We start from the raw sequence: 25,728 nt of genomic DNA, 5'->3' as shown, positions 1-25,728 counted from the left end.
AAAGAAGGATGTATGGAGCTAGTGAAACAAACCGCCCCGGCGCGCGCGAATAAGCCATCAAATAAGCCGTGGCTGTGGATCCCTTCCCTGTATTTCGGCCAGGGCATCCCCTATGTAGTGGTCATGACCTTGTCCGTGATCATGTACAAGAACTATGGTTTCAGCAATACGGATATTGCCCTGTACACCAGCTGGTTGTACTTGCCGTGGGTCATCAAGCCCCTGTGGTCGCCCTTCATCGATATGTACCGCACCAAGCGCTTCTGGATCGTCGGCTTGCAGCTGGTGATCGGCGCCGCGCTGGCGCTGGTGGCCCTGACGACCTCGCTGCCGCACTTTTTCCAGATCAGCCTGGCCATCTTCTGGCTGATGGCCTTCAGTTCCGCCACGCATGATATTGCCGCCGACGGCTTTTATATGCTGGGCCTGGAAGAGCACCAGCAAGCGGCCTTTGTCGGCGTGCGCAGCACCTTTTACCGCCTGGCGATGATCGCCGGTCAGGGTGGCCTCGTGTACCTGGCCGGCTATCTCACGCATGCGACGGGCAATGTGCAGCTGGCCTGGTCCGTCGTGTTCGCCATTCTGGCGGGCCTGTTCATCGCCCTCTTCCTGTATCACTATTTTGTCTTGCCGAAACCCAAGGACGACCACCCCAGCATCCAGGGCGCCGGTGTTTCTCCTCTGCAAGAGTTTGTCGCCACCTTTGCTGCCTTTTTCAAGAAGAAGGATATTGTCGTCATCCTCGGCTTCTTGCTGCTGTTCCGCCTCGGCGAAGCGCAACTGCTCAAATTGGCCGCGCCTTTCCTGCTCGACCCTGTCGCCAAGGGCGGCCTGGGCCTCAGCACGGAACAGGTGGGCCTCGTCTACGGCACCATCGGCGTGATCGCCCTGACCCTCGGTGGCTTGCTGGGCGGATTCATCATTTCCCGCTTCGGCTTGAAACGCTGTTTGTGGATCATGGTGCTGTCCGTGCACCTGCCCGACCTGGTCTTTGTTTACCTGGCCAGCGCCTTGCCCAGCAGCATCTATGTGATCGCCGGTGGCATCGCGCTGGAGCAATTCGGCTATGGCTTCGGTTTCGCTTCTTATATGTTGTACATGATCATGGTCTCCGATGGCGCGCATAAAACGGCCCATTACGCGATTTGCACGGGTTTCATGGCCTTGGGCATGATGTTGCCCGGCATGGCCAGCGGCTGGATACAGCAAATGCTCGGCTACCAGCACTTCTTCATATGGGTCTGCATCGCCACGATTCCAGCTTTCATCATGGCTGCGCTGGTCAAGATCGATCCCGAATTCGGCAAGAAGGCCGAGGCCTGATTCTTTTGAACTGTGCGCCCGCATGGATGTCGGGCGCACAGTAAAATGCCCGCACCGATAGACCTGCGCTCCACCACTGCAAGGAATTGTTTTGTTGTCTACTTTCAAAAAACGCCTGGGCGCCAGCGCCGGCGTATTGGCCGCGCTGGCCACCGCCACATTGCTCAGCAGCTGTACCAGCACCAAGCTGCCGTCCGCGGTGACGCCGGGCGAGGCGGGTTTGCCGGCCGTGCCGCCCGTACAGCACATCACGGGCGAAGTGCCGCCGCCGGCGCCGCGCGAATTTCGCGCCGCCTGGGTCTCGACGGTCGCCAATATCGACTGGCCCAGCCGCAGCAATTTGCCTGTCGCCAAGCAGCAAGCCGAAGCGCTGGCCATCCTCGACCGCGCCAAGTCCTTGAATCTGAACGCGATTGTGCTGCAAGTGCGCCCTAGCGCCGACACGATTTACCCGTCGCAGCTGGAGCCGTGGTCGGAATACCTGACTGGCAAGCAAGGCCAGCCGCCATTGCCCATGTATGATCCGCTGGCCTTCTGGGTGACGCAGGCGCATGCGCGCGGCCTGGAGTTGCACGCCTGGTTCAATCCCTACCGTGCCCGTCACGCGACGGCCAAGTCGCCGCTGGCGCGCGACAGTTTCGCGTCCACCAATCCGGCGTCCGTCAAGCAATACGGCCGCTACCTGTGGATGGATCCGGGCGACGCCGCCGCGTCCAAGCACACGACGGACGTGGTGCTCGACGTGGTGCGCCGCTACGATATCGATGGCGTGCACATCGACGATTACTTTTATCCGTATCCGATCGACGCGCCCGGCGCTGGTGCCGGTGCGGAAACTGCCGCGCTGGACGCGGGCAATGGCGGCGCCAAGCGCGAACTGCCGTTTCCCGATGAGCCTTCCTGGCAGCAATATCTGCTGGCCGGTGGCCAGCTGGACCGCCCTTCCTGGCGCCGCCAGAACGTCAACCAGCTGATCGAAGCTTTATATACAGGCATACACCGCGAAAAGAGCTGGGTGCGTTTCGGCATCAGCCCGTTCGGCATCGGCCGTCCGGACCGCCGCCCTGCCGGCATCGTCGGCTTCAGCCAGTACGATAAATTGTATGCGGATGCGGAATTGTGGCTGGCCAAGGGCTGGCTCGATTATCTGTCGCCGCAGCTGTACTGGCCCGTGGCGCAGGCGCCGCAAGCGTTTGGCGTGCTGCTCGACTACTGGCTGGCGCAAAATCCGTATGGCCGCCATGTGTGGCCAGGCCTGTACACGAGCCGCATCGACAATTCCGCCAAGTCTTTCACGCCGCAAGAGATCATCAAGCAAGTCGAAGTGACGCGCACTCGCCCTGGCGCGAATGGCCAGGTGCATTTCAGCATGGTGCCTCTGATGCAGAACCGCAAGGGTGTCAGCGACCAGCTCAAGGCGAGCGTGTATCAAAGCCCTGCCCTGATTCCCGCCACGCCGTGGCTGGGCAAGGAAGCGCCGGGTACGCCCGTGCTGGCCTTGCGCCGCGATTCCAGCAGCCTCAACATCAAATTGACGGCGGGCGGCGGCAAAGCCGTGGCGCAATACGCCGTCTGGGCCCGCTATGACGAAGACTGGCGTTTTACCGTGGTCACGGGCGTGCAAGGCGAGTTGACCCTGGTCGACGATGCCACCGGTAAAGTCAATGCGGTGGTGGTCAGCGCCGTGGACCGCCTCGGCAATGAAAGCCCCCGCGTTACCGTGCGCGCACCATTTACGGTCGCCGCCAAGTAATTTTGCCGGTTACCGGCAATCCATAACCTGCAGGCATGAAACATGCGCAAGCTTTCATGCCTGCAAGCTCCGCTTGGCTTTACACTCATGCCATGATTTCCTTCCCTGCAACCAATATTGACACTGCCGTGCTCGGGCTGGGCATCGACGCGGGTGGCACGCAAACGCGCTGGGCTTTGGCCGGCGCGGATGGTGCCATCGTGGCGGACGGGGCCGTGCAAGGCTTGTCTGCCTTGCAAATGAGCAGCGATGCGGGCCGCGCAGCCGTGCACGCCACGTTTGCGAAATTGTCTCAGGCTGTGCTGGCTATCGGCCAGCCGCGCGCCGTGGTGGCGGGCTTGACGGGCTTTGGCGGCGACGATGTGGCGCTGGCGCACATGCTGGCAGACTTGCTGGCGCTGGACGCCGTTGACGTGACGATCTGCAATGATATCGACATCGCCTATCGCGACAGTTTTGAACCCGGCGAAGGTTATCTGGTCTACGCTGGCACGGGCTCGATTGCCGCCTGGATCGATGCGGATGGCGTGTTTCACCGCGCAGGCGGGCGCGGCGTGTTACTTGACGATGGCGGCGGCGGTTACTGGATCGCGCGCGAAGCCTTGCGCCATATCTGGCGCCGCGAAGACGAGGCGCCCGGCAGCTGGCAAGAGGCGCCCATGGCCGAAGCCGTGTTTGCGCAACTGGGCGGCAGCGACTGGTCATTGTCGCGCGCCTTCATGTATGGCCAGGACCGGGGCGCCATCGGCCGGCTGGCGCTGGCCGTGGCCGCCAGTGCCGATGCCGACCCGCTGGCGCTGGACATCTTGCAGCGCGCGGGACAGGAACTGGCGCGCCTGGCCTTGGCACTGGTATCGCGCCATGGCCCGCGTCCCGTGGTGTTGGCGGGCCGCGCGGCGCAATTGCACCCGGCCATTGCGTCAGCCATGCGCGCCGCTTTGCCTGTATCGTTGACGATGGAACAGAAAGTTGCCCGTCCACATGAGGCGGCGGCCAGGATCGCCGTCAAGACGGCCGTCAAGAAACAGGTCAACACTGAACATTTTATTAACCCGAACACGGATCCTTCATGAAAAAAATCGCCCTCGCCCTGCTGGTGGCCCTGCTCTCCGCCTGTACCACGCCCGCGCCGCACCTCGACCACAGCTTGAACGCGCGCGGCCAGAGCCCGCGCGTGAAATTCATCGTCATCCATTACACGGTCAGCGACCTGCCCCGCTCGATCAAGATCCTGACGGAACAAGTGGTCAGCAGCCATTATTTGCTGACGGACACGGACAAGCCGAAGTTTTACGTGCTGGTCGACGAATCGCGCCAGGCCAACCACGCGGGTGTGAGTAACTGGAAGACTTATACACAGTTGAATGTCAGCTCGATCGGCATCGAGATCGTCAATCCCGGTTACAAGGACACGCCGGAAGGCCGTCTCTGGTACCCGTTCCCGCAGGCGCAGATCGATGAGCTGATTCCGCTGCTGAAAGATATCCAGGCCCGCTACAACATCGCGCCGGAAAATATCCTTGGTCATAACGAGATCGCGCCGCAGCGCAAGCAGGATCCGGGTCCGCTGTTCCCATGGCGTCAGCTGGCCGATGCGGGCCTGATCGTCTGGCCGGACGCGAACCGCGTTGCCGCGCAGCGAATCATGTTTGAGCAGCAAGTGCCGGATGCCGTCTGGTTCCAGAAAAAGCTGGCCCAGCACGGTTATGCGACGCCGAACACGGGCGTGTTCGATGAAGCGACGCGCAATGTGCTGATCGCCTTCCAGATGAAATACCGCAACACTTTGTTCGATGGCACGCCCGATGGCGAAACGGCGGCCCTGCTGGAAGTGCTGACGACGCCAGTCCCAGCGGCCCCAGCTGTTGTTGCAAAGTAGCATGGCCGTTCCAGCCCATGACTTTTTCTTATATGCTGAACGTTGACGGCCCAGGCGGCCACGGCAAGGTAAAGGAATAGCTCATGCGGCTGCGTCATATCGAAGTGTTTCACGCCATCATGCAAGTTGGCACCATCAGCGGCGCCGCCCAGGTGCTGCATATCTCGCAACCGGCCGTAACCAAGGTCTTGCAGCATTGCGAATTGCAACTGGGCATGCCGCTGTTCGAGCGCGTACGGGGCAAGCTGTACCCGAAGCCCGAGGCGCACCGTTTGTTTGTCGAGACGGAAAAGCTCAACCGCGATTTATTGGGCATCCGCCGTCTGGCGGCCAGCCTGAAGGGCCATGCGGTGGAAACCATCCGCCTGGTCTCCACGCCGACGATTGCCATCAGCGTCTTGCCCTTCGCCATGACGCAGTGGCGGCGCGACTTCCCTCACACGCGTTGCCAACTGGCCACCCATCACACGGGCGAGATCGTCAATACCCTGCGCCTCGGTGAAGCGGACCTGGCCGTGTCGCTGCAAGACCCGCGCCATCCGGGCATCGTGGCCGAGCCGATCGCGCAGGGCGTCATGACGGTGATTGCGCCGGCCGGCACGTGGCGCGAGGCCGATTGCGGCACCCCGCTGACGGCGCATGGCCTGAATGGCGAGCTGATCGGCCATGCCGACAACGATCCGCTGGGTGAACTGGTGGTGGCCGCCTGCGAAGCGCAGGATATCCACCCTGTGTTTTCCACCGTGGTGCAAACCTATCAAATCGCCCGTTCCCTGGTGGAAGCGGGCGCCGGCATGGCCGTCGTCGACCCGTTTACGGCCGCGTCAGGCTCGCCCGAGCGGCTGCAGCGCCGTCCTTGGGCGCCCACGATCCCGATCCAACTGTATTTATTGACGGCGAGCCACTCGCCGCTGTCGCATGGCGCGCGGCGCCTGGCCGACAGCATCGGCGTGGCGGCGCGCAATTGCCTGGAAAGAGGCGTCTGATGTCTGTTGCAAGTTTGCAATTGGAAGCGGTGAGTAATGATCCGCAATTTCGCCACCTGAGCAGCATCGCCGGCATCGCCGTCGACTTGCGCTATGCCACGCCCGACAATTTTGTCGGCCGCGACTTATACAGCCCCATCGATTGCGCCTGGCTGCACCGCGATGCGGCCGCCGCTCTGGAACAGGCCGTGGCCTGGCTGGCCGAGCGGCGACCCGATCATCATTTATTGGTACTCGACGCCCTGCGTCCGCAACGGGTGCAGCAGCAACTGTGGGATGCGCTGCAGGGAACGGAGTTGCTCGGCTATATCGCCGAGCCGTCGCGCGGCTCGATCCATTCGTTCGGCATGGCGCTCGACATCACCATCGTTGGGCCCGATGGGCAGGAACTCGACATGGGCACGGGCTTTGATGACCTGAGTGAGCGCTCGCACCCGGCGCTGGAGCTGGTGATGCTGGAAAGGGGAGAAATTACGCAGGGGCAAGTGGACCATCGCCGATTGTTGCGCGACGCCATGTTCCAGGCGGGCTTCTTCGGCATCAACAGCGAATGGTGGCATTTCGATTGCGGCGACCGGGTGCTGGTGCGCCAGACCTACACCCGGGTTCTTTAATTAGAAGACTTTCAGGCCCTTCAGCATCACGATCAGGATCAGGACAGGAGAGACAAAGCGCAGCAGGAACAGCAGCACATGGGCCAATTTTCTGTTCTGCAACTGGCCATGATTGCTGATCGCATCGATGAAATGGTCCTTGCCCCAGGCCCAGCCGGTAAACAAGGCAATCGCGATGCCGCCTACCGGCAGGAAGATATTCGATGATACAAAGTCGAACAGATCAAACATATTCAAATTAAACAGCTTGAAGTCCGCCAGGGTGCTATTACTCAGCGCGCATACGGAACCGAGCACGGCCAGCAGCAGCATGGTCACGATGGTGGCCCTGGTGCGCGTCCAGCCAAAGCGTTCATGGAAAATCACCACGGGCACTTCCATCAGCGACAGCATCGCGCCCGTGGCGGCGACTGCTGCCAGAATGAAGAACACCACCATCAATGCTTGTCCCATGGGAATTTGCGAGAACACGGCGGGAATCGTGATGAACACCAGCGACGGTCCCGCGCTGGGGGCGAAGCCAAACGTGAACACGGCGGGGAAGATGGCGATGCCGGCCAGCATGGAGACGCCTAGGTCGGCCGCCATTACGCGTAAAGTCGTGACGGGGATATCTTGGTCATCGCGGAAATAGCTGCCGTAGGTCATCATCGTACCCATGCCTACGGACAATTTAAAGAAGGCCAGGCCCATGGCCGTCAGCACGACGGAAGCCGTCAGCTTGGAAAAATCAGGACGGAACAGAAACGCCAGGCCTTCGGCCGCTTTATCGAGCGACAGGCTGACCGCGCAGAGCAGCAGCAACAGCAGGAACAGCAGCGGCATGAGTTTCTTGGCGATCGCTTCGATGCCCTTGGTTACGCCCAGCATCAATATGCCGCCGATAAACAGCAGTACGCCCCATTGCCACAACAGCGATTGCAAAGGATTGCTGATCAGTGAGGCGAAAGCCGCTTCCGTCACCAGCTTGTCGCTGCTGAGGATGGAGCCATCGATGGCCTTGGCGATATACGCAAACACCCAGCCCACCACTTCCGAATAGAACGCGACGATCAGGAAGGCGGCGACCATGCCAATGACGCCAACCAGCCACCAGGGCTTGCCCTTCGGTGCCAGCTGTTCCATGGTGGAGATGGGATTGACCTTGGCCCGGCGTCCCAGGGTGATTTCCGCGATCATCACGGGCAATCCCACTAATAAGGTGGCGAGCAGATAGATGAGCAGGAAACCGGCGCCGCCATTGGCGCCTGTCAGGTAGGGGAACTTCCAGATGTTGCCGAGGCCGACTGCGGAACCGAGGGTGGCGGCGAGGACGCCGAAGCCAGTGGTAAAGCCAGCCCGTTTCAGGGTCAGGCCTGATCCTTGAGCTTGTTGTTTCATGGTGAATCTTCTATGGTGGGACGCGAATTTGCGCTGAGGGGGCGAAATTGTAGCAGTTGGCCGCAAATACCCCGGAAAAGCCTTGCTACTACGGGGGCGCTTTGCTATAGTTCGCCTCCCCAATGAGACGCAGTCAAATGCGGCAGTTGAGGATCACCGGAAACGGCGATGAGCAGGAAAAGAAGGAGTTGACGGATGTAGCGAAATGCTTCATACTCTTCCTTCTTCGTAGCTGACAAACACAACGCTTTGTCGATAGCGCGAGAGTGGTAAATAAGCAGCACCGAATACAGTTCTTTAACAATTAACAGTCGATAAGTGTGGGCATTTGATGCAAGTGCAGCGTCAATCTTCGGATTGACGTCTAACTTAAAATATCAAATGTTCACAAGAAATAATGAAATAGGATACTTCTTCGGAAGTAGCCTGTCAGTTTTTTGAGTGAGCGACCCGTCGCAAGACGGTGCCAATAAAATGGCAAAGTAACAGAGATTAAACTGAAGAGTTTGATCCTGGCTCAGATTGAACGCTGGCGGCATGCCTTACACATGCAAGTCGAACGGCAGCACGGAGCTTGCTCTGGTGGCGAGTGGCGAACGGGTGAGTAATATATCGGAACGTACCCTGGAGTGGGGGATAACGTAGCGAAAGTTACGCTAATACCGCATACGATCTAAGGATGAAAGTGGGGGATCGCAAGACCTCATGCTCGTGGAGCGGCCGATATCTGATTAGCTAGTTGGTAGGGTAAAAGCCTACCAAGGCATCGATCAGTAGCTGGTCTGAGAGGACGACCAGCCACACTGGAACTGAGACACGGTCCAGACTCCTACGGGAGGCAGCAGTGGGGAATTTTGGACAATGGGCGAAAGCCTGATCCAGCAATGCCGCGTGAGTGAAGAAGGCCTTCGGGTTGTAAAGCTCTTTTGTCAGGGAAGAAACGGTGAGAGCTAATATCTCTTGCTAATGACGGTACCTGAAGAATAAGCACCGGCTAACTACGTGCCAGCAGCCGCGGTAATACGTAGGGTGCAAGCGTTAATCGGAATTACTGGGCGTAAAGCGTGCGCAGGCGGTTTTGTAAGTCTGATGTGAAATCCCCGGGCTCAACCTGGGAATTGCATTGGAGACTGCAAGGCTAGAATCTGGCAGAGGGGGGTAGAATTCCACGTGTAGCAGTGAAATGCGTAGATATGTGGAGGAACACCGATGGCGAAGGCAGCCCCCTGGGTCAAGATTGACGCTCATGCACGAAAGCGTGGGGAGCAAACAGGATTAGATACCCTGGTAGTCCACGCCCTAAACGATGTCTACTAGTTGTCGGGTCTTAATTGACTTGGTAACGCAGCTAACGCGTGAAGTAGACCGCCTGGGGAGTACGGTCGCAAGATTAAAACTCAAAGGAATTGACGGGGACCCGCACAAGCGGTGGATGATGTGGATTAATTCGATGCAACGCGAAAAACCTTACCTACCCTTGACATGGCTGGAATCCCCGAGAGATTGGGGAGTGCTCGAAAGAGAACCAGTACACAGGTGCTGCATGGCTGTCGTCAGCTCGTGTCGTGAGATGTTGGGTTAAGTCCCGCAACGAGCGCAACCCTTGTCATTAGTTGCTACGAAAGGGCACTCTAATGAGACTGCCGGTGACAAACCGGAGGAAGGTGGGGATGACGTCAAGTCCTCATGGCCCTTATGGGTAGGGCTTCACACGTCATACAATGGTACATACAGAGCGCCGCCAACCCGCGAGGGGGAGCTAATCGCAGAAAGTGTATCGTAGTCCGGATTGTAGTCTGCAACTCGACTGCATGAAGTTGGAATCGCTAGTAATCGCGGATCAGCATGTCGCGGTGAATACGTTCCCGGGTCTTGTACACACCGCCCGTCACACCATGGGAGCGGGTTTTACCAGAAGTAGGTAGCTTAACCGTAAGGAGGGCGCTTACCACGGTAGGATTCGTGACTGGGGTGAAGTCGTAACAAGGTAGCCGTATCGGAAGGTGCGGCTGGATCACCTCCTTTCTAGAGTTTGCACGAATCATGTAAATGATTCACGCATCAAATGTTCACACTTATCGGCTGTTAATATAAAGAACAGCATTTGGGGCTGTAGCTCAGCTGGTTAGAGCACCGTGTTGATAACGCGGGGGTCGTTGGTTCGAGTCCAACCAGCCCTACCAGTTTCTGTAGTCTGGAAATACCCATAGGGGGATTAGCTCAGCTGGGAGAGCACCTGCTTTGCAAGCAGGGGGTCGTCGGTTCGATCCCGTCATCCTCCACCAAAAGTTCAAACGTAAATCAGTGCAGATAGTGCGCCGGGATTTAGGTTTGGTCTTTTCGAGACCAAGTGCTGTATGTTCTTTAACAATCTGGAAGAAGTAAAGATTATTTATTGATCGGTTTGCCGTAAAAAGCAAATCGATGGGTAATGATTGTATGTATCAACAAACAAGCAACAACGTTGTACTTTCTTATCCCTGTAGCGCTCTTTGGTCACCTCGGTGAGCAGAGGCTAACGTTATAGGGACAAGCGAATAAGTGCACATGGTGGATGCCTTGGCGATTACAGGCGATGAAGGACGTAGTAGCTTGCGATAAGCTGCGGGGAGTGAGCAAACACACTTTGATCCGCAGATTTCCGAATGGGGCAACCCACCCTTTTAGGGTATTGCATACTGAATACATAGGTATGCAAGGCGAACGCGGCGAACTGAAACATCTAAGTAGCTGCAGGAAAAGAAATCAACCGAGATTCCCAAAGTAGCGGCGAGCGAAATGGGAAGAGCCTGTACGTGATAGTCGGACCGATAACAGAATCCTCTGGAAATAGGAGCCATAGTGGGTGATAGCCCCGTATGTGAAATCGGACCGGTGGTACTAAGCGTACGACAAGTAGGGCGGGACACGTGACATCCTGTCTGAATATGGGGGGACCATCCTCCAAGGCTAAATACTCGTAATCGACCGATAGTGAACCAGTACCGTGAGGGAAAGGCGAAAAGAACCCCGGAAGGGGAGTGAAATAGATCCTGAAACCGTGTGCATACAAACAGTAGGAGCGGACTTGTTCCGTGACTGCGTACCTTTTGTATAATGGGTCAGCGACTTACATTCAGTGGCAAGGTTAACCGCATAGGGAAGCCGTAGAGAAATCGAGTCCGAATAGGGCGATCAGTCGCTGGGTGTAGACCCGAAACCAAGTGATCTACTCATGGCCAGGATGAAGGTGCGGTAACACGCCCTGGAGGTCCGAACCCACTAATGTTGAAAAATTAGGGGATGAGCTGTGGGTAGGGGTGAAAGGCTAAACAAACTTGGAAATAGCTGGTTCTCTCCGAAAACTATTTAGGTAGTGCCTCAAGTATCACCATCGGGGGTAGAGCACTGTTATGGCTAGGGGGTCATTGCGACTTACCAAACCATTGCAAACTCCGAATACCGATGAGTGCGAGCTTGGGAGACAGACGTCGGGTGCTAACGTCCGGCGTCAAGAGGGAAACAACCCAGACCGCCAGCTAAGGTCCCAAAGATTGGCTAAGTGGAAAACGAAGTGGGAAGGCTAAAACAGTCAGGATGTTGGCTTAGAAGCAGCCATCATTTAAAGAAAGCGTAATAGCTCACTGATCGAGTCGTCCTGCGCGGAAGATGTAACGGGGCTAAGCCAGTCACCGAAGCTGCGGATATTGTTCTGTGATTTATCACAGATATATATGGTAGGAGAGCGTTCTGTAAGCCTGCGAAGGTGTCTTGTAAAGGATGCTGGAGGTATCAGAAGTGCGAATGCTGACATGAGTAGCGATAATGGGGGTGAAAAGCCTCCACGCCGTAAGCCCAAGGTTTCCTGTTCAACGTTCATCGGAGCAGGGTGAGTCGGCCCCTAAGGCGAGGCAGAGATGCGTAGCTGATGGGAAGCAGGTTAATATTCCTGCACCGTCGTATGATGCGATGGGGGGACGGATCGCGGAAGGTTGTCCAACTGTTGGAATAGTTGGTTTTTGGCTCATAGAAGGCACTTAGGCAAATCCGGGTGCGGAATTCAAGGGGTTGAGACGAGTGAATTTATTCACGAAGCAATCGGAAGTGGTTCCAAGAAAAGCCTCTAAGCTTCAGTCATACGAGACCGTACCGCAAACCGACACAGGTGGGCGAGATGAGTATTCTAAGGCGCTTGAGAGAACTCGGGAGAAGGAACTCGGCAAATTGGTACCGTAACTTCGGGAAAAGGTACGCCCCGGTAGCTTGAATGGTTTACTCCATGAGGGTGAAAGGGTTGCAATAAACTGGTGGCTGCGACTGTTTAATAAAAACACAGCACTCTGCAAACACGAAAGTGGACGTATAGGGTGTGACGCCTGCCCGGTGCTGGAAGATTAAATGATGGGGTGCAAGCTCTTGATTGAAGTCCCAGTAAACGGCGGCCGTAACTATAACGGTCCTAAGGTAGCGAAATTCCTTGTCGGGTAAGTTCCGACCTGCACGAATGGCGTAACGATGGCCACACTGTCTCCTCCCGAGACTCAGCGAAGTTGAAATGTTTGTGATGATGCAATCTACCCGCGGCTAGACGGAAAGACCCCATGAACCTTTACTGTAGCTTTGCATTGGACTTTGAACCAATCTGTGTAGGATAGGTGGGAGGCTTTGAAGCGGGGACGCTAGTTCTCGTGGAGCCAACCTTGAAATACCACCCTGGTTTGTTTGAGGTTCTAACCTTGGTCCGTTATCCGGATCGGGGACAGTGCATGGTAGGCAGTTTGACTGGGGCGGTCTCCTCCTAAAGTGTAACGGAGGAGTTCGAAGGTACGCTAGATACGGTCGGACATCGTGTTGATAGTGCAATGGCATAAGCGTGCTTAACTGCGAGACTGACAAGTCGAGCAGGTACGAAAGTAGGACATAGTGATCCGGTGGTTCTGTATGGAAGGGCCATCGCTCAACGGATAAAAGGTACTCTGGGGATAACAGGCTGATTCCTCCCAAGAGTTCATATCGACGGGGGAGTTTGGCACCTCGATGTCGGCTCATCACATCCTGGGGCTGTAGCCGGTCCCAAGGGTATGGCTGTTCGCCATTTAAAGTGGTACGTGAGCTGGGTTTAAAACGTCGTGAGACAGTTTGGTCCCTATCTGCCGTGGGCGTTGGAAATTTGAAGGGGGCTGCTCCTAGTACGAGAGGACCGGAGTGGACGAACCTCTGGTGTACCGGTTGTCACGCCAGTGGCATTGCCGGGTAGCTAAGTTCGGAAGAGATAACCGCTGAAAGCATCTAAGCGGGAAACTTGCCTTGAGATGAGATTTCCCAGAGCCTTGAGCTCTTTGAAGGGTCGTTCGAGACCAGGACGTTGATAGGCTGGGTGTGGAAGTGCAGTAATGCATTAAGCTAACCAGTACTAATTGCCCGTACGGCTTGTCCCTATAACCTTAGCAGGTACAGAGGATAAGACGGTACAACGTTGCGTGTGTGTTGATACTACCAGTCATTACCCCAATCTTTGCTTCTTCCAGATTCAGGCTTTGTCGCTCCATTGAGGACAAATGCCAGTACAAGTTATGCCTGATGACCATAGCAAGTTGGTCCCACCCCTTCCCATCCCGAACAGGACCGTGAAACAACTTTGCGCCGATGATAGTGCTGCAACCAGTGTGAAAGTAGGTTATCGTCAGGCTTGTTATTCGCAGTAAGAGAAAAACCCGTCAAACAATTGGCGGGTTTTTTTTCGTCTGGAGATTTATCAAGAGATGTGATATTGATCGGTGCTACAGTACGCAATAGACTCAAAACGCGTACAGATGGACTATCAACAACTTTCTGCCCAGCGCCGCAACCATCCTGCCTGGCGTTTGCTTGCCGCTGATCATGCACCGATGATCGCCAGTTTCCTGCACCGTCATTTTATTGCTCCTAATATCCGTACCATCGCACGCCAGCAACTGGCATCGCATCTGGATGATCATCTGTATCATTTGCATGAACTGGCTGGCGAGGTGTTGTTTCCCAAAAGCGCGACAGCGTATCTGGACGATTGGGCTTCCGATGAACGAGGCTGGCTACGCAAATATTATCCAAGCGGGCAGGATGAACCGCACTATGATTTGACCTCACCGACTGAACAGGCGATCGCATGGCTGCTTGGCCTGGAACAGCGCCAATTCATCGGCACCGAATCGCGCCTGATGACAGTGTTCGATTTATTGCGACAGATTCTCGACGGAACCGAATTGAATCCGCGTACCCGTATCGCCGAGCTTCAGAAACGCAAGGCAGCCATCGATGCAGAAATCGCACAGATCGCCCAAGGACGGCTCGACATGATGGAGCCTGGTCAGGTACGCGAGCGCTTCCTGCAAATGTCGTCCACTGCACGCGAGCTATTGTCCGATTTTCGTGCCGTGGAACATAATTTTCGCAGCTTGGATCGCTCGGTGCGTGAACGTATCGCCGCATGGGAAGGCAACAAGGGCGAATTGCTGCAGGAAATTTTCGGCAAGCGCGATGTGATTGCCGATTCCGATGAAGGCAAGAGTTTTCGCGCCTTCTGGGATTTGTTGATGTCGCCATCGCGCCAGGATGAATTGACGGCATTATTGAATGCGGTCATGGCGCTCGATCCGGTACGCGAACTGGCGCCCGATGGCCGCTTGCTGCGTATTCATTATGACTGGCTGGAGGCGGGCGAAGTGACGCAGCGTACGGTGGCCCGTTTGTCGGAACAGTTGCGACGCTATCTCGACGATCAGGCCTGGCTGGAAAACCGCCGCATCATGCAGCTGATACGCGACATAGAAAAAAAGGCGCTCGATGCGCGCGCGGTGGTCGAGCATGCCGCTTTTATCGAGATCAATGCCGCCGCACCGAATGTGCTGGCGCCGATGGATCGCATCTTGTTTACACCGCCCTTCAAACCCGTCATTTTGCATGGCGTGCTCGATGAAGCCGCCGAACCGGTGCCGTCGGATGCCTTGTTCGAGCAGGTCCATGTCGACCGCCTGAAACTGGCGTCGAATATCCGGCGCGCACTACAGCAGCGCAAGCAAGTGTCGCTCGCCACGCTGATCGCCGAATATCCGCTCGAGCAAGGCCTGGCGGAACTGGCCACTTATCTGAGCCTGGCGACGCAGGAATTGCCAGGCGTGATCGACGATACGCGAGAAGAAACGATACACTGGAGCGATGCGCAGGGTCGTGCGCGGCTTGCCACCGTACCTCTTCTTATTTTCAGTGCATGATGAATTCATCCAGTGAAACTCATTACAGCCAGATCCTGATCGCCTTGATGCAAGGCGTGTTGTACCGGGAAAACGATGTCGCCTTATGGCAGCCACTGCTGCTGTTGCAAGCGCGCGTGCGCGATTATTACCAGCAAATCGGCCTGGAATTGATACTCGACGAAGCCGAGGGCTATGCCTATCTGCGCCAGCGTGCCACACCGGAAGGGGAAGTTGCACTACCGCGTCTGGTGCCTCGGCGCCAGCTCAGTTATCCGGTCAGTTTGATCCTGGTGCTGTTGCGTAAAAAGCTGGCGGAGTTCGATAGCCATGCTGGCGATACGCGTTTAATTGTCAGCCGTGAGCAGATCACCGAACAATTGCGCCTTTTCCTGCCCGATACCGCCAATGAAGCGCGTTTGCTTGACCGCATGGAGACGCATTTGAATAAAGTGGTCGAACTGGGCTTCCTGTATCGTTTGCGTGGACAGGATCAGCAATTTGAAGTGCGGCGCATTTTGAAGGCGTTTGTCGACGCGCAATGGCTTAGCGATTTTGAACAACGCCTGAACGATTACGCCAGTCATGGCGCGGGACTGTCGGAGGATGCGGAATGACGGCGCGGGATCATGAGGACGGCGTAAGTTCCCAATTACATTTTGCGGAGCCGGCGCTACTTGAACGTGCGGGCTTCCGGCTGCATCACTTCGAAGTCCTGAATTGGGGGACCTTTCATGCGCGCGTGTGGAAAATGCATCCGGGCGGCGACAATCTGCTGCTGACCGGCGACATCGGTTCGGGCAAATCGACGTTGGTCGACGCGATAACCACCTTGCTGGTTCCCGCTCAAAAGATTTCCTATAACAAAGCCGCCGGTGCCGACGCGCATGAGCGCAGCCTGCGTACCTATGTGCTTGGCCATTACAAATCGGAACGCGGTGACACGGGCAGTACGGCGCGCGCGGTGGCCTTGCGCGACCAGAATACCTATGCCGTGATCCTTGGCGTGTTTTATAACGAAGGCTACGATCAGACGGTGACCCTGGCGCAGGTCTTCTGGCTCAAGGATGCGCGCGGCCAGCCCGAGCGTTTTTATGTTGTGGCGGACAGCGCCTTGTCGATCGTGGATCAGTTCGCTGGCTTCGGTACCGATATCACCCAGCTGCGCAAGCGCCTGCGCGCCAGCAAGGGTATAACCCTATACGACAGTTTTCCACCGTATGGTGCCGATTTCCGCCGCCGCTTCGGCATCGGCAATGAACAGGCGATGGAGTTGTTTCACCAAACGGTGTCGATGAAATCGGTCGGCAACCTGACCGACTTCGTGCGTGAGCACATGCTTGAAGCATTTCCCGTCGAAGAGCGGATTGCCGCCCTGATTGCCCATTTCGATGATCTGCATCGCGCGCACGAAGCTGTACTCAAGGCGAAGCAACAGATCGAGCAATTGCTGCCGCTCACTGCCGATTGCGCACGCCATGCCAGCTTGCAGCAGCAGGATGAGCAGTTGCGCGGCTGCCGCGAAGCGCTGCGGCCGTGGTTTGCTGCCTTGAAAAGTGAGTTGCTGGAAAGCCGCCTGAAGCAACTGGTGCTGGAACTGGAAAAAACCGCCGCGCGCCTGCAGCGGCTGCAACAGCAGCGCGGCGAACAAGGCCTGCGCCGCGATGAAATACGGGAAGCCATTTCCGCCAACGGCGGCAATCGCCTGGCGCAGATCGACGCCGAGATCGCGCGCCGGCAAACGCTGAAGGATGAGCGTGCGCGGCGCGCAGCGCTCTACGAGCAATTGGCGCAAGCGCTGGGCTTGCCTGGTGCTGCCGATGACGAAGGCTTTCGCGCCAATTTGCGTGCTATCGACAGTGGCCAGGCGCAATGCGTCGCGCAGCGCGACGAGTGCCAGAACACCCTGACAGAGGCGGGTGTCATGGTGCGCTAACTGGGCGCCAGCCATGGCGAGTTATCGGCGGAGCTCGCATCGTTGCGCCAGCGCCGCTCGAATATTCCAGGCCAGATGCTGAAACTGCGTGACTTGCTGTGCGGCGCGCTTAATCTCGATGGTGATGAGCTGCCCTTTGTTGGCGAGTTGATCCAGGTACGCGACGATGCGGGCGCGTGGGAGGGCGCGGCCGAACGTTTGCTGCACAATTTCGGCCTGGCGCTGCTGGTGCCGGAAGCCCATTATGCGGCGGTGGCGGCATGGGTGGACCGCAGCCATCTTGGAGCGCGCCTGGTGTATTTTCGGGTACGCGCGGTCAATGTGCCGGAAGCACGGCCGCTGCATCCGGACTCCCTGGTGTGCAAGTTGTCCATCAAGCCGGATTCGGCGTTTTATCCATGGATCGCCGGTGAACTGGCGCGGCGTTTCGACTACGCATGCTGTGAATCGCTGCAGCAATTCCAACGTGAAAAATTGGCCATCACGCACAACGGCCAGATCAAGGCGGGTGGCGAGCGCCATGAAAAGGATGACCGTCATCAGTTGCAAGACCGCACCCGTTATGTGCTGGGCTGGACCAACCAGGCCAAGATCGCGGCGCTGGAAAAGCAAGCGCGTGATTTGTCATTGCGCATCACCGCCCATCGTGCTCGTATCAGTGCACTGGGCATTGATGTCAAAACGCATCAGGACCGCCTGGGTCACTGGCAGCAACTGGCGGTGTTCCAGCATTTCGACGAACTGGACTGGAAGCCCTTGCTGCTGGCGATCGAACAATTACTGCGTGAAAAAGAGGCACTGGAAGCGGCGTCCGATCTGCTGCAAGAGCTGCAGGGTCAGCTTGAGGCGTTGACGCAAGCGCAAGCCAAAACGGATGACGACATTAGCCGCCACACCACCGAGCACGCCAGACTCAGCGAACGCCAGGAGCAGGCCAGCGGTCACTTGGGCGATTGCGCACAGTTGCTGGACGCCACGCCGTCGCACGCGCGTGAGCTGTATTTTCCCTTGCTGCAGCGGCTACAGGGGGAAGCGCTAGGCGAACACAAACTGACGGTGGAGTCGTGCGACAACCGTGAAAAAGACATGCGCACTTTCTTGCAGGCGCGTATCGATGCCGACGGCAAGAAAATCGCCGGTTTGCGCGATCGTATCATCAACGCCATGAGTGATTACGTCACGGCGTGGCCGCTCGATACGCGTGAAGTCGATGTCAGCATCAATGCCGCCGGCGAGTTTGGCAAGATGCTGGCGGCACTGCAGGCCGATGACTTGCCACGCTTTGCGCAGCGCTTCAAGGAATTGCTCAATGAAAACACGATACGCGAAATTGCTGGCTTTCAATCACAGCTCAAGCGCGAACGTGAAACCATACGCGAACGTATCGATATCATCAACCGCTCGCTGCACGATATCGATTACAACCCCAACCGCTATATCGCGCTGGAGGCCGAGCCCAACCTGGACGCTGACCTGCGCGATTTCCAGGCCGACTTGCGTGCCTGCACGGAAGGCGCGCTGACGGGATCGAGCGATGAAGAATATACGGAAGCCAAATTTATGCAGGTCAAAACGATTATCGAGCGCTTCCGTGGCCGCAGCGGGAGCGCCGAGGTGGACAAGCGCTGGACGCGCAAGGTGACCGACGTGCGCAACTGGTTTGTGTTTTCGGCCTCCGAGCGCTGGCGTGAAGATGACCGCGAGCATGAACATTACACTGATGCAGGTGGCAAGTCCGGCGGTCAGAAGGAAAAGCTGGCCTATACCGTGTTGGCCGCCAGTCTGGCATACCAATTCGGCCTGGAGTGGGGCGTCGTGCGTTCGCGATCCTTCCGTTTTGTCGTGATCGATGAGGCGTTCGGCCGCGGCTCGGATGAGTCCGCGCGCTATGGGCTGGAACTGTTCAAGCGCATGAATCTGCAATTGCTGATCGTCACGCCGTTGCAAAAAATCCATATCATCGAACCCTATGTTGCCGGCCTTGGCTTCGTGCATAGCGAAGAGGGCCGGCAATCGATGTTGCGCTGCCTGAGCATCGAGCAGTACCAGGCCGAGCGCCAGACTCGCGGCGCATGAGTGCCATGAGCAGCAACTGGACCACGCCGGCCGACATTCGTACACAGTTACTGCGCCTGTGGGACAGCGGTCGCCTGCTGGCTGCGCATGTCAATCAGAGCGCGCTGTTTCCTTTGCACCTCAATCTGCGCCAGCCAGCCTCGGCGCACCTGGGCGAGCAATTCGATGAAGTGCGGCGCTGGATACGCCAACTTGACGAAGGCAGCAAGAGTCACAAGGGCTACGGCTACACCATCGAATGGCGTGATATCAATCATCGCCAGTTGGGGCGCAATCGCATGCCGGCTGGCTTGATCGTGGAGGAAGAGGGCGACGCCTTGCGGCTGATCGGAAAAATGGCGGAGAAGCGGCGTTTCGAGCAATTGCTGACGCTGCAGGTTTTTCCTGCTTTGGCTGGCTGGATCGTGCGCCATCCGATGCAGTTGCTCGAGCACGCGCCCGCATGGGAGCGCATCGTGCTGATTTTGCAATGGTTTGTGGCGCATCCACGTCCGCAGCTTTACTTGCGCGAACTCGACATCGCTGGGGTGGATGGAAAATTCATCGAAACGCGCAAGGCCTTGCTGGCGGAATTACTGGATCAGCTAATGCTGCCCGAGGCGATCGACGCGCAGGCCGTCGGGGCGCGCCAATTTGAAACGCGTTATGGATTATTGAGCAAACCGGTATTGATACGTTTTCGCCTGCTCGATCCGCGTCATTATATCGCTGGTTTGTCTGACCTGAGCGTACCGGTAGCGCAGTTCGCTGCCTTGCATGTCAATGTAAAACGCGTCTTTATTACCGAGAATGAAATCAATGGCCTGGCATTTCCGGAGGTTGAAGACAGCATGGTGATTTTCGGCGGCGGTTATAGTGTCGAACGCCTAGGCGATGTGCCCTGGTTGGCTTACAAGGAAGTAATTTACTGGGGCGATATCGATACGCACGGTTTTGCTATACTGGATCGCTTGCGCGCATACTTGCCGCAAGCACGCTCCATGCTGATGGACATCGCGACCCTGGAAGCGCACCGCTTGTTGTGGGGGAGTGAAGAGCCGCATAAACGCCACAGTGGTCATCTGACCCGCTTGACGCATGAGGAACTGGCCCTGTTTAAAATACTGCACGAACATGCTTTGGGCGAGTGCCTCCGCATGGAGCAGGAAAGACTGGGTTTTCGCTGGGTCAGGACAGCGATACAAAACCTTGACTAACAAATCTTGGATTAAAGACTTGCTGCTATCGCGGCGTAGGGCTATAATTCGCCCCCTCGCTGAACGATGCATGCAAATGCCGAGTAAGGCAGGAAAAGAAGGAGTTGACGGATGTAGCGAAATGCTTCATACTCTTCCTTCTTCGCAGCTGGCAAACACAACGCTTTGTCGATAGCGCGAAAGCAGTACCGAATACAGTTCTTTAACAATTAACAGTCGATAAGTGTGGGCATTTGATGTAAGTGCAGCGTCAATCTTCGGATTGGCGTAAAACTTAAAATATCAAATGTTCACAAGAAATAATGAAATAGGATACTTCTTCGGAAGTAGCCTGTCAGTTTTTTGAGTGAGCGACCCATCAGCAATGATGGTGCCTGTAAAAGGGCAAAGTAACAGAGATTAAACTGAAGAGTTTGATCCTGGCTCAGATTGAACGCTGGCGGCATGCCTTACACATGCAAGTCGAACGGCAGCACGGAGCTTGCTCTGGTGGCGAGTGGCGAACGGGTGAGTAATATATCGGAACGTACCCTAGAGTGGGGGATAACGTAGCGAAAGTTACGCTAATACCGCATACGATCTAAGGATGAAAGTGGGGGATCGCAAGACCTCATGCTCGTGGAGCGGCCGATATCTGATTAGCTAGTTGGTAGGGTAAAAGCCTACCAAGGCATCGATCAGTAGCTGGTCTGAGAGGACGACCAGCCACACTGGAACTGAGACACGGTCCAGACTCCTACGGGAGGCAGCAGTGGGGAATTTTGGACAATGGGCGAAAGCCTGATCCAGCAATGCCGCGTGAGTGAAGAAGGCCTTCGGGTTGTAAAGCTCTTTTGTCAGGGAAGAAACGGTGAGAGCTAATATCTCTTGCTAATGACGGTACCTGAAGAATAAGCACCGGCTAACTACGTGCCAGCAGCCGCGGTAATACGTAGGGTGCAAGCGTTAATCGGAATTACTGGGCGTAAAGCGTGCGCAGGCGGTTTTGTAAGTCTGATGTGAAATCCCCGGGCTCAACCTGGGAATTGCATTGGAGACTGCAAGGCTAGAATCTGGCAGAGGGGGGTAGAATTCCACGTGTAGCAGTGAAATGCGTAGATATGTGGAGGAACACCGATGGCGAAGGCAGCCCCCTGGGTCAAGATTGACGCTCATGCACGAAAGCGTGGGGAGCAAACAGGATTAGATACCCTGGTAGTCCACGCCCTAAACGATGTCTACTAGTTGTCGGGTCTTAATTGACTTGGTAACGCAGCTAACGCGTGAAGTAGACCGCCTGGGGAGTACGGTCGCAAGATTAAAACTCAAAGGAATTGACGGGGACCCGCACAAGCGGTGGATGATGTGGATTAATTCGATGCAACGCGAAAAACCTTACCTACCCTTGACATGGCTGGAATCCTCGAGAGATTGAGGAGTGCTCGAAAGAGAACCAGTACACAGGTGCTGCATGGCTGTCGTCAGCTCGTGTCGTGAGATGTTGGGTTAAGTCCCGCAACGAGCGCAACCCTTGTCATTAGTTGCTACGAAAGGGCACTCTAATGAGACTGCCGGTGACAAACCGGAGGAAGGTGGGGATGACGTCAAGTCCTCATGGCCCTTATGGGTAGGGCTTCACACGTCATACAATGGTACATACAGAGCGCCGCCAACCCGCGAGGGGGAGCTAATCGCAGAAAGTGTATCGTAGTCCGGATTGTAGTCTGCAACTCGACTGCATGAAGTTGGAATCGCTAGTAATCGCGGATCAGCATGTCGCGGTGAATACGTTCCCGGGTCTTGTACACACCGCCCGTCACACCATGGGAGCGGGTTTTACCAGAAGTAGGTAGCTTAACCGTAAGGAGGGCGCTTACCACGGTAGGATTCGTGACTGGGGTGAAGTCGTAACAAGGTAGCCGTATCGGAAGGTGCGGCTGGATCACCTCCTTTCTAGAGTTTGCACGAATCATGTAAATGATTCACGCATCAAATGTTCACACTTATCGGCTGTTAATATAAAGAACAGCATTTGGGGCTGTAGCTCAGCTGGTTAGAGCACCGTGTTGATAACGCGGGGGTCGTTGGTTCGAGTCCAACCAGCCCTACCAGTTTCTGTAGTCTGGAAATACCCATAGGGGGATTAGCTCAGCTGGGAGAGCACCTGCTTTGCAAGCAGGGGGTCGTCGGTTCGATCCCGTCATCCTCCACCAAAAGTTCAAACGTAAATCAGTGCAGATAGTGCGCCGGGATTTAGGTTTGGTCTTTTCGAGACCAAGTGCTGTATGTTCTTTAACAATCTGGAAGAAGTAAAGATTATTTATTGATCGGTTTGCCGTAAAAAGCAAATCGATGGGTAATGATTGTATGTATCAACAAACAAGCAACAACGTTGTACTTTCTTATCCCTGTAGCGCTCTTTGGTCACCTCGGTGAGCAGAGGCTAACGTTATAGGGACAAGCGAATAAGTGCACATGGTGGATGCCTTGGCGATTACAGGCGATGAAGGACGTAGTAGCTTGCGATAAGCTGCGGGGAGTGAGCAAACACACTTTGATCCGCAGATTTCCGAATGGGGCAACCCACCCTTTTAGGGTATTGCATACTGAATACATAGGTATGCAAGGCGAACGCGGCGAACTGAAACATCTAAGTAGCTGCAGGAAAAGAAATCAACCGAGATTCCCAAAGTAGCGGCGAGCGAAATGGGAAGAGCCTGTACGTGATAGTCGGACCGATAACAGAATCCTCTGGAAATAGGAGCCATAGTGGGTGATAGCCCCGTATGTGAAATCGGACCGGTGGTACTAAGCGTACGACAAGTAGGGCGGGACACGTGACATCCTGTCTGAATATGGGGGGACCATCCTCCAAGGCTAAATACTCGTAATCGACCGATAGTGAACCAGTACCGTGAGGGAAAGGCGAAAAGAACCCCGGAAGGGGAGTGAAATAGATCCTGAAACCGTGTGCATACAAACAGTAGGAGCGGACTTGTTCCGTGACTGCGTACCTTTTGTATAATGGGTCAGCGACTTACATTCAGTGGCAAGGTTAACCGCATAGGGAAGCCGTAGAGAAATCGAGTCCGAATAGGGCGATCAGTCGCTGGGTGTAGACCCGAAACCAAGTGATCTACTCATGGCCAGGATGAAGGTGCGGTAACACGCCCTGGAGGTCCGAACCCACTAATGTTGAAAAATTAGGGGATGAGCTGTGGGTAGGGGTGAAAGGCTAAACAAACTTGGAAATAGCTGGTTCTCTCCGAAAACTATTTAGGTAGTGCCTCAAGTATCACCATCGGGGGTAGAGCACTGTTATGGCTAGGGGGTCATTGCGACTTACCAAACCATTGCAAACTCCGAATACCGATGAGTGCGAGCTTGGGAGACAGACGTCGGGTGCTAACGTCCGGCGTCAAGAGGGAAACAACCCAGACCGCCAGCTAAGGTCCCAAAGATTGGCTAAGTGGAAAACGAAGTGGGAAGGCTAAAACAGTCAGGATGTTGGCTTAGAAGCAGCCATCATTTAAAGAAAGCGTAATAGCTCACTGATCGAGTCGTCCTGCGCGGAAGATGTAACGGGGCTAAGCCAGTCACCGAAGCTGCGGATATTGTTCTGTGATTTATCACAGATATATATGGTAGGAGAGCGTTCTGTAAGCCTGCGAAGGTGTCTTGTAAAGGATGCTGGAGGTATCAGAAGTGCGAATGCTGACATGAGTAGCGATAATGGGGGTGAAAAGCCTCCACGCCGTAAGCCCAAGGTTTCCTGTTCAACGTTCATCGGAGCAGGGTGAGTCGGCCCCTAAGGCGAGGCAGAGATGCGTAGCTGATGGGAAGCAGGTTAATATTCCTGCACCGTCGTATGATGCGATGGGGGGACGGATCGCGGAAGGTTGTCCAACTGTTGGAATAGTTGGTTTTTGGCTCATAGAAGGCACTTAGGCAAATCCGGGTGCGGAATTCAAGGGGTTGAGACGAGTGAATTTATTCACGAAGCAATCGGAAGTGGTTCCAAGAAAAGCCTCTAAGCTTCAGTCATACGAGACCGTACCGCAAACCGACACAGGTGGGCGAGATGAGTATTCTAAGGCGCTTGAGAGAACTCGGGAGAAGGAACTCGGCAAATTGGTACCGTAACTTCGGGAAAAGGTACGCCCCGGTAGCTTGAATGGTTTACTCCATGAGGGTGAAAGGGTTGCAATAAACTGGTGGCTGCGACTGTTTAATAAAAACACAGCACTCTGCAAACACGAAAGTGGACGTATAGGGTGTGACGCCTGCCCGGTGCTGGAAGATTAAATGATGGGGTGCAAGCTCTTGATTGAAGTCCCAGTAAACGGCGGCCGTAACTATAACGGTCCTAAGGTAGCGAAATTCCTTGTCGGGTAAGTTCCGACCTGCACGAATGGCGTAACGATGGCCACACTGTCTCCTCCCGAGACTCAGCGAAGTTGAAATGTTTGTGATGATGCAATCTACCCGCGGCTAGACGGAAAGACCCCATGAACCTTTACTGTAGCTTTGCATTGGACTTTGAACCAATCTGTGTAGGATAGGTGGGAGGCTTTGAAGCGGGGACGCTAGTTCTCGTGGAGCCAACCTTGAAATACCACCCTGGTTTGTTTGAGGTTCTAACCTTGGTCCGTTATCCGGATCGGGGACAGTGCATGGTAGGCAGTTTGACTGGGGCGGTCTCCTCCTAAAGTGTAACGGAGGAGTTCGAAGGTACGCTAGATACGGTCGGACATCGTGTTGATAGTGCAATGGCATAAGCGTGCTTAACTGCGAGACTGACAAGTCGAGCAGGTACGAAAGTAGGACATAGTGATCCGGTGGTTCTGTATGGAAGGGCCATCGCTCAACGGATAAAAGGTACTCTGGGGATAACAGGCTGATTCCTCCCAAGAGTTCATATCGACGGGGGAGTTTGGCACCTCGATGTCGGCTCATCACATCCTGGGGCTGTAGCCGGTCCCAAGGGTATGGCTGTTCGCCATTTAAAGTGGTACGTGAGCTGGGTTTAAAACGTCGTGAGACAGTTTGGTCCCTATCTGCCGTGGGCGTTGGAAATTTGAAGGGGGCTGCTCCTAGTACGAGAGGACCGGAGTGGACGAACCTCTGGTGTACCGGTTGTCACGCCAGTGGCATTGCCGGGTAGCTAAGTTCGGAAGAGATAACCGCTGAAAGCATCTAAGCGGGAAACTTGCCTTGAGATGAGATTTCCCAGAGCCTTGAGCTCTTTGAAGGGTCGTTCGAGACCAGGACGTTGATAGGCTGGGTGTGGAAGTGCAGTAATGCATTAAGCTAACCAGTACTAATTGCCCGTACGGCTTGTCCCTATAACCTTAGCAGGTACAGAGGATAAGACGGTACAACGTTGCGTGTGTGTTGA

Annotated in this window: 10 protein-coding genes, 4 tRNA genes, 5 rRNA genes and 1 pseudogene; 19 read left to right on the top strand and 1 reads right to left on the bottom strand. The window is 55.7% G+C overall.

Annotated elements, in window-relative coordinates:
- The first annotated feature begins 12 nt into the window (after positions 1 to 12).
- From P9875_RS00945 to P9875_RS00920, 6 genes are all read left to right on the top strand, one after another.
- A complete protein-coding gene (locus tag P9875_RS00945; protein ID WP_278317350.1) occupies positions 13 to 1,323 on the top strand; it encodes an MFS transporter in 1,311 nt (436 codons plus the stop codon).
- A 91-nt stretch (positions 1,324 to 1,414) separates the two neighbouring features.
- Positions 1,415 to 3,076: a glycoside hydrolase family 10 protein gene (locus tag P9875_RS00940; protein WP_278317349.1), complete on the top strand. Its 1,662-nt coding sequence runs from the start codon at positions 1,415 to 1,417 to the stop codon at positions 3,074 to 3,076.
- A 92-nt stretch (positions 3,077 to 3,168) separates the two neighbouring features.
- Positions 3,169 to 4,149: an N-acetylglucosamine kinase gene (locus P9875_RS00935; protein ID WP_278317348.1), complete on the top strand. Its 981-nt coding sequence runs from the start codon at positions 3,169 to 3,171 to the stop codon at positions 4,147 to 4,149.
- A complete protein-coding gene (locus P9875_RS00930) occupies positions 4,146 to 4,955 on the top strand; it encodes an N-acetylmuramoyl-L-alanine amidase (RefSeq protein ID WP_278317347.1) in 810 nt (269 codons plus the stop codon). Before P9875_RS00935 ends, P9875_RS00930 begins: the two co-directional genes overlap by 4 nt.
- An 83-nt stretch (positions 4,956 to 5,038) precedes the next feature.
- Entirely contained in the window at positions 5,039 to 5,941 is a 903-nt protein-coding gene (locus P9875_RS00925; RefSeq protein ID WP_278317346.1) for a LysR family transcriptional regulator, read from the top strand.
- Positions 5,941 to 6,555 (top strand): M15 family metallopeptidase, encoded by a 615-nt coding sequence (locus P9875_RS00920; RefSeq protein ID WP_099403927.1) that lies wholly within the window; start codon positions 5,941 to 5,943, stop codon positions 6,553 to 6,555. Before P9875_RS00925 ends, P9875_RS00920 begins: the two co-directional genes overlap by 1 nt.
- On the opposite strand, the gene P9875_RS00915 is transcribed toward P9875_RS00920, so the two are convergent.
- On the bottom strand, positions 6,556 to 7,935 hold the full coding sequence (locus P9875_RS00915) for a sodium-dependent transporter (protein WP_099403928.1): 1,380 nt from the start codon (positions 7,933 to 7,935) through the stop codon (positions 6,556 to 6,558). It abuts the gene before it with no gap.
- A 494-nt stretch (positions 7,936 to 8,429) separates the two neighbouring features.
- On the opposite strand from P9875_RS00915, the gene P9875_RS00910 reads away from it, so the two are divergent.
- From P9875_RS00910 to P9875_RS00850, 13 genes and pseudogenes are all read left to right on the top strand, one after another.
- Positions 8,430 to 9,960 (top strand): 16S ribosomal RNA (locus P9875_RS00910).
- A gap of 81 nt (positions 9,961 to 10,041) precedes the next feature.
- Positions 10,042 to 10,118, top strand: a tRNA-Ile gene (locus P9875_RS00905).
- A 26-nt stretch (positions 10,119 to 10,144) separates the two neighbouring features.
- A tRNA-Ala gene (locus P9875_RS00900) sits at positions 10,145 to 10,220 on the top strand.
- A 242-nt stretch (positions 10,221 to 10,462) separates the two neighbouring features.
- Positions 10,463 to 13,352: ribosomal RNA gene (locus P9875_RS00895) — 23S ribosomal RNA — on the top strand.
- Between the two features lie 138 nt (positions 13,353 to 13,490).
- Positions 13,491 to 13,603: ribosomal RNA gene (gene rrf / locus P9875_RS00890) — 5S ribosomal RNA — on the top strand.
- The 16S, 23S and 5S rRNA genes sit together here with 2 tRNA genes alongside, the layout of an rRNA operon.
- A 124-nt stretch (positions 13,604 to 13,727) precedes the next feature.
- Positions 13,728 to 15,164 (top strand): DUF3375 domain-containing protein, encoded by a 1,437-nt coding sequence (locus P9875_RS00885; protein ID WP_278317345.1) that lies wholly within the window; start codon positions 13,728 to 13,730, stop codon positions 15,162 to 15,164.
- Positions 15,164 to 15,760, top strand: a complete 597-nt coding sequence (locus tag P9875_RS00880; protein ID WP_278318779.1) for a DUF4194 domain-containing protein — start codon at positions 15,164 to 15,166, stop codon at positions 15,758 to 15,760. The genes P9875_RS00885 and P9875_RS00880 overlap by 1 nt, the downstream gene beginning before the upstream one ends.
- Positions 15,757 to 19,155, top strand: a pseudogene (locus P9875_RS28720) (ATP-binding protein). The gene P9875_RS00880 and the pseudogene P9875_RS28720 overlap by 4 nt, the downstream one beginning before the upstream one ends.
- 5 nt (positions 19,156 to 19,160) lie before the next feature.
- On the top strand, positions 19,161 to 20,351 hold the full coding sequence (locus tag P9875_RS00870; RefSeq protein WP_278317344.1) for a Wadjet anti-phage system protein JetD domain-containing protein: 1,191 nt from the start codon (positions 19,161 to 19,163) through the stop codon (positions 20,349 to 20,351).
- Positions 20,352 to 20,752: 401 nt separating this feature from the next.
- Positions 20,753 to 22,283: ribosomal RNA gene (locus P9875_RS00865) — 16S ribosomal RNA — on the top strand.
- Positions 22,284 to 22,364: 81 nt separating this feature from the next.
- Positions 22,365 to 22,441: transfer RNA gene (locus tag P9875_RS00860), tRNA-Ile, on the top strand.
- A gap of 26 nt (positions 22,442 to 22,467) precedes the next feature.
- Positions 22,468 to 22,543 (top strand) — tRNA-Ala (locus P9875_RS00855).
- Positions 22,544 to 22,785: 242 nt separating this feature from the next.
- A 23S ribosomal RNA gene (locus P9875_RS00850) occupies positions 22,786 to 25,675 on the top strand.
- Positions 25,676 to 25,728: the final 53 nt, after the last annotated feature.

It is taken from the genome of Janthinobacterium rivuli (assembly GCF_029690045.1).
GTDB lineage: Bacteria > Pseudomonadota > Gammaproteobacteria > Burkholderiales > Burkholderiaceae_D > Janthinobacterium > Janthinobacterium rivuli.
Note: the sequence above shows the minus strand (reverse complement) of the source record. Positions and strands in the feature narration are given on the sequence as shown.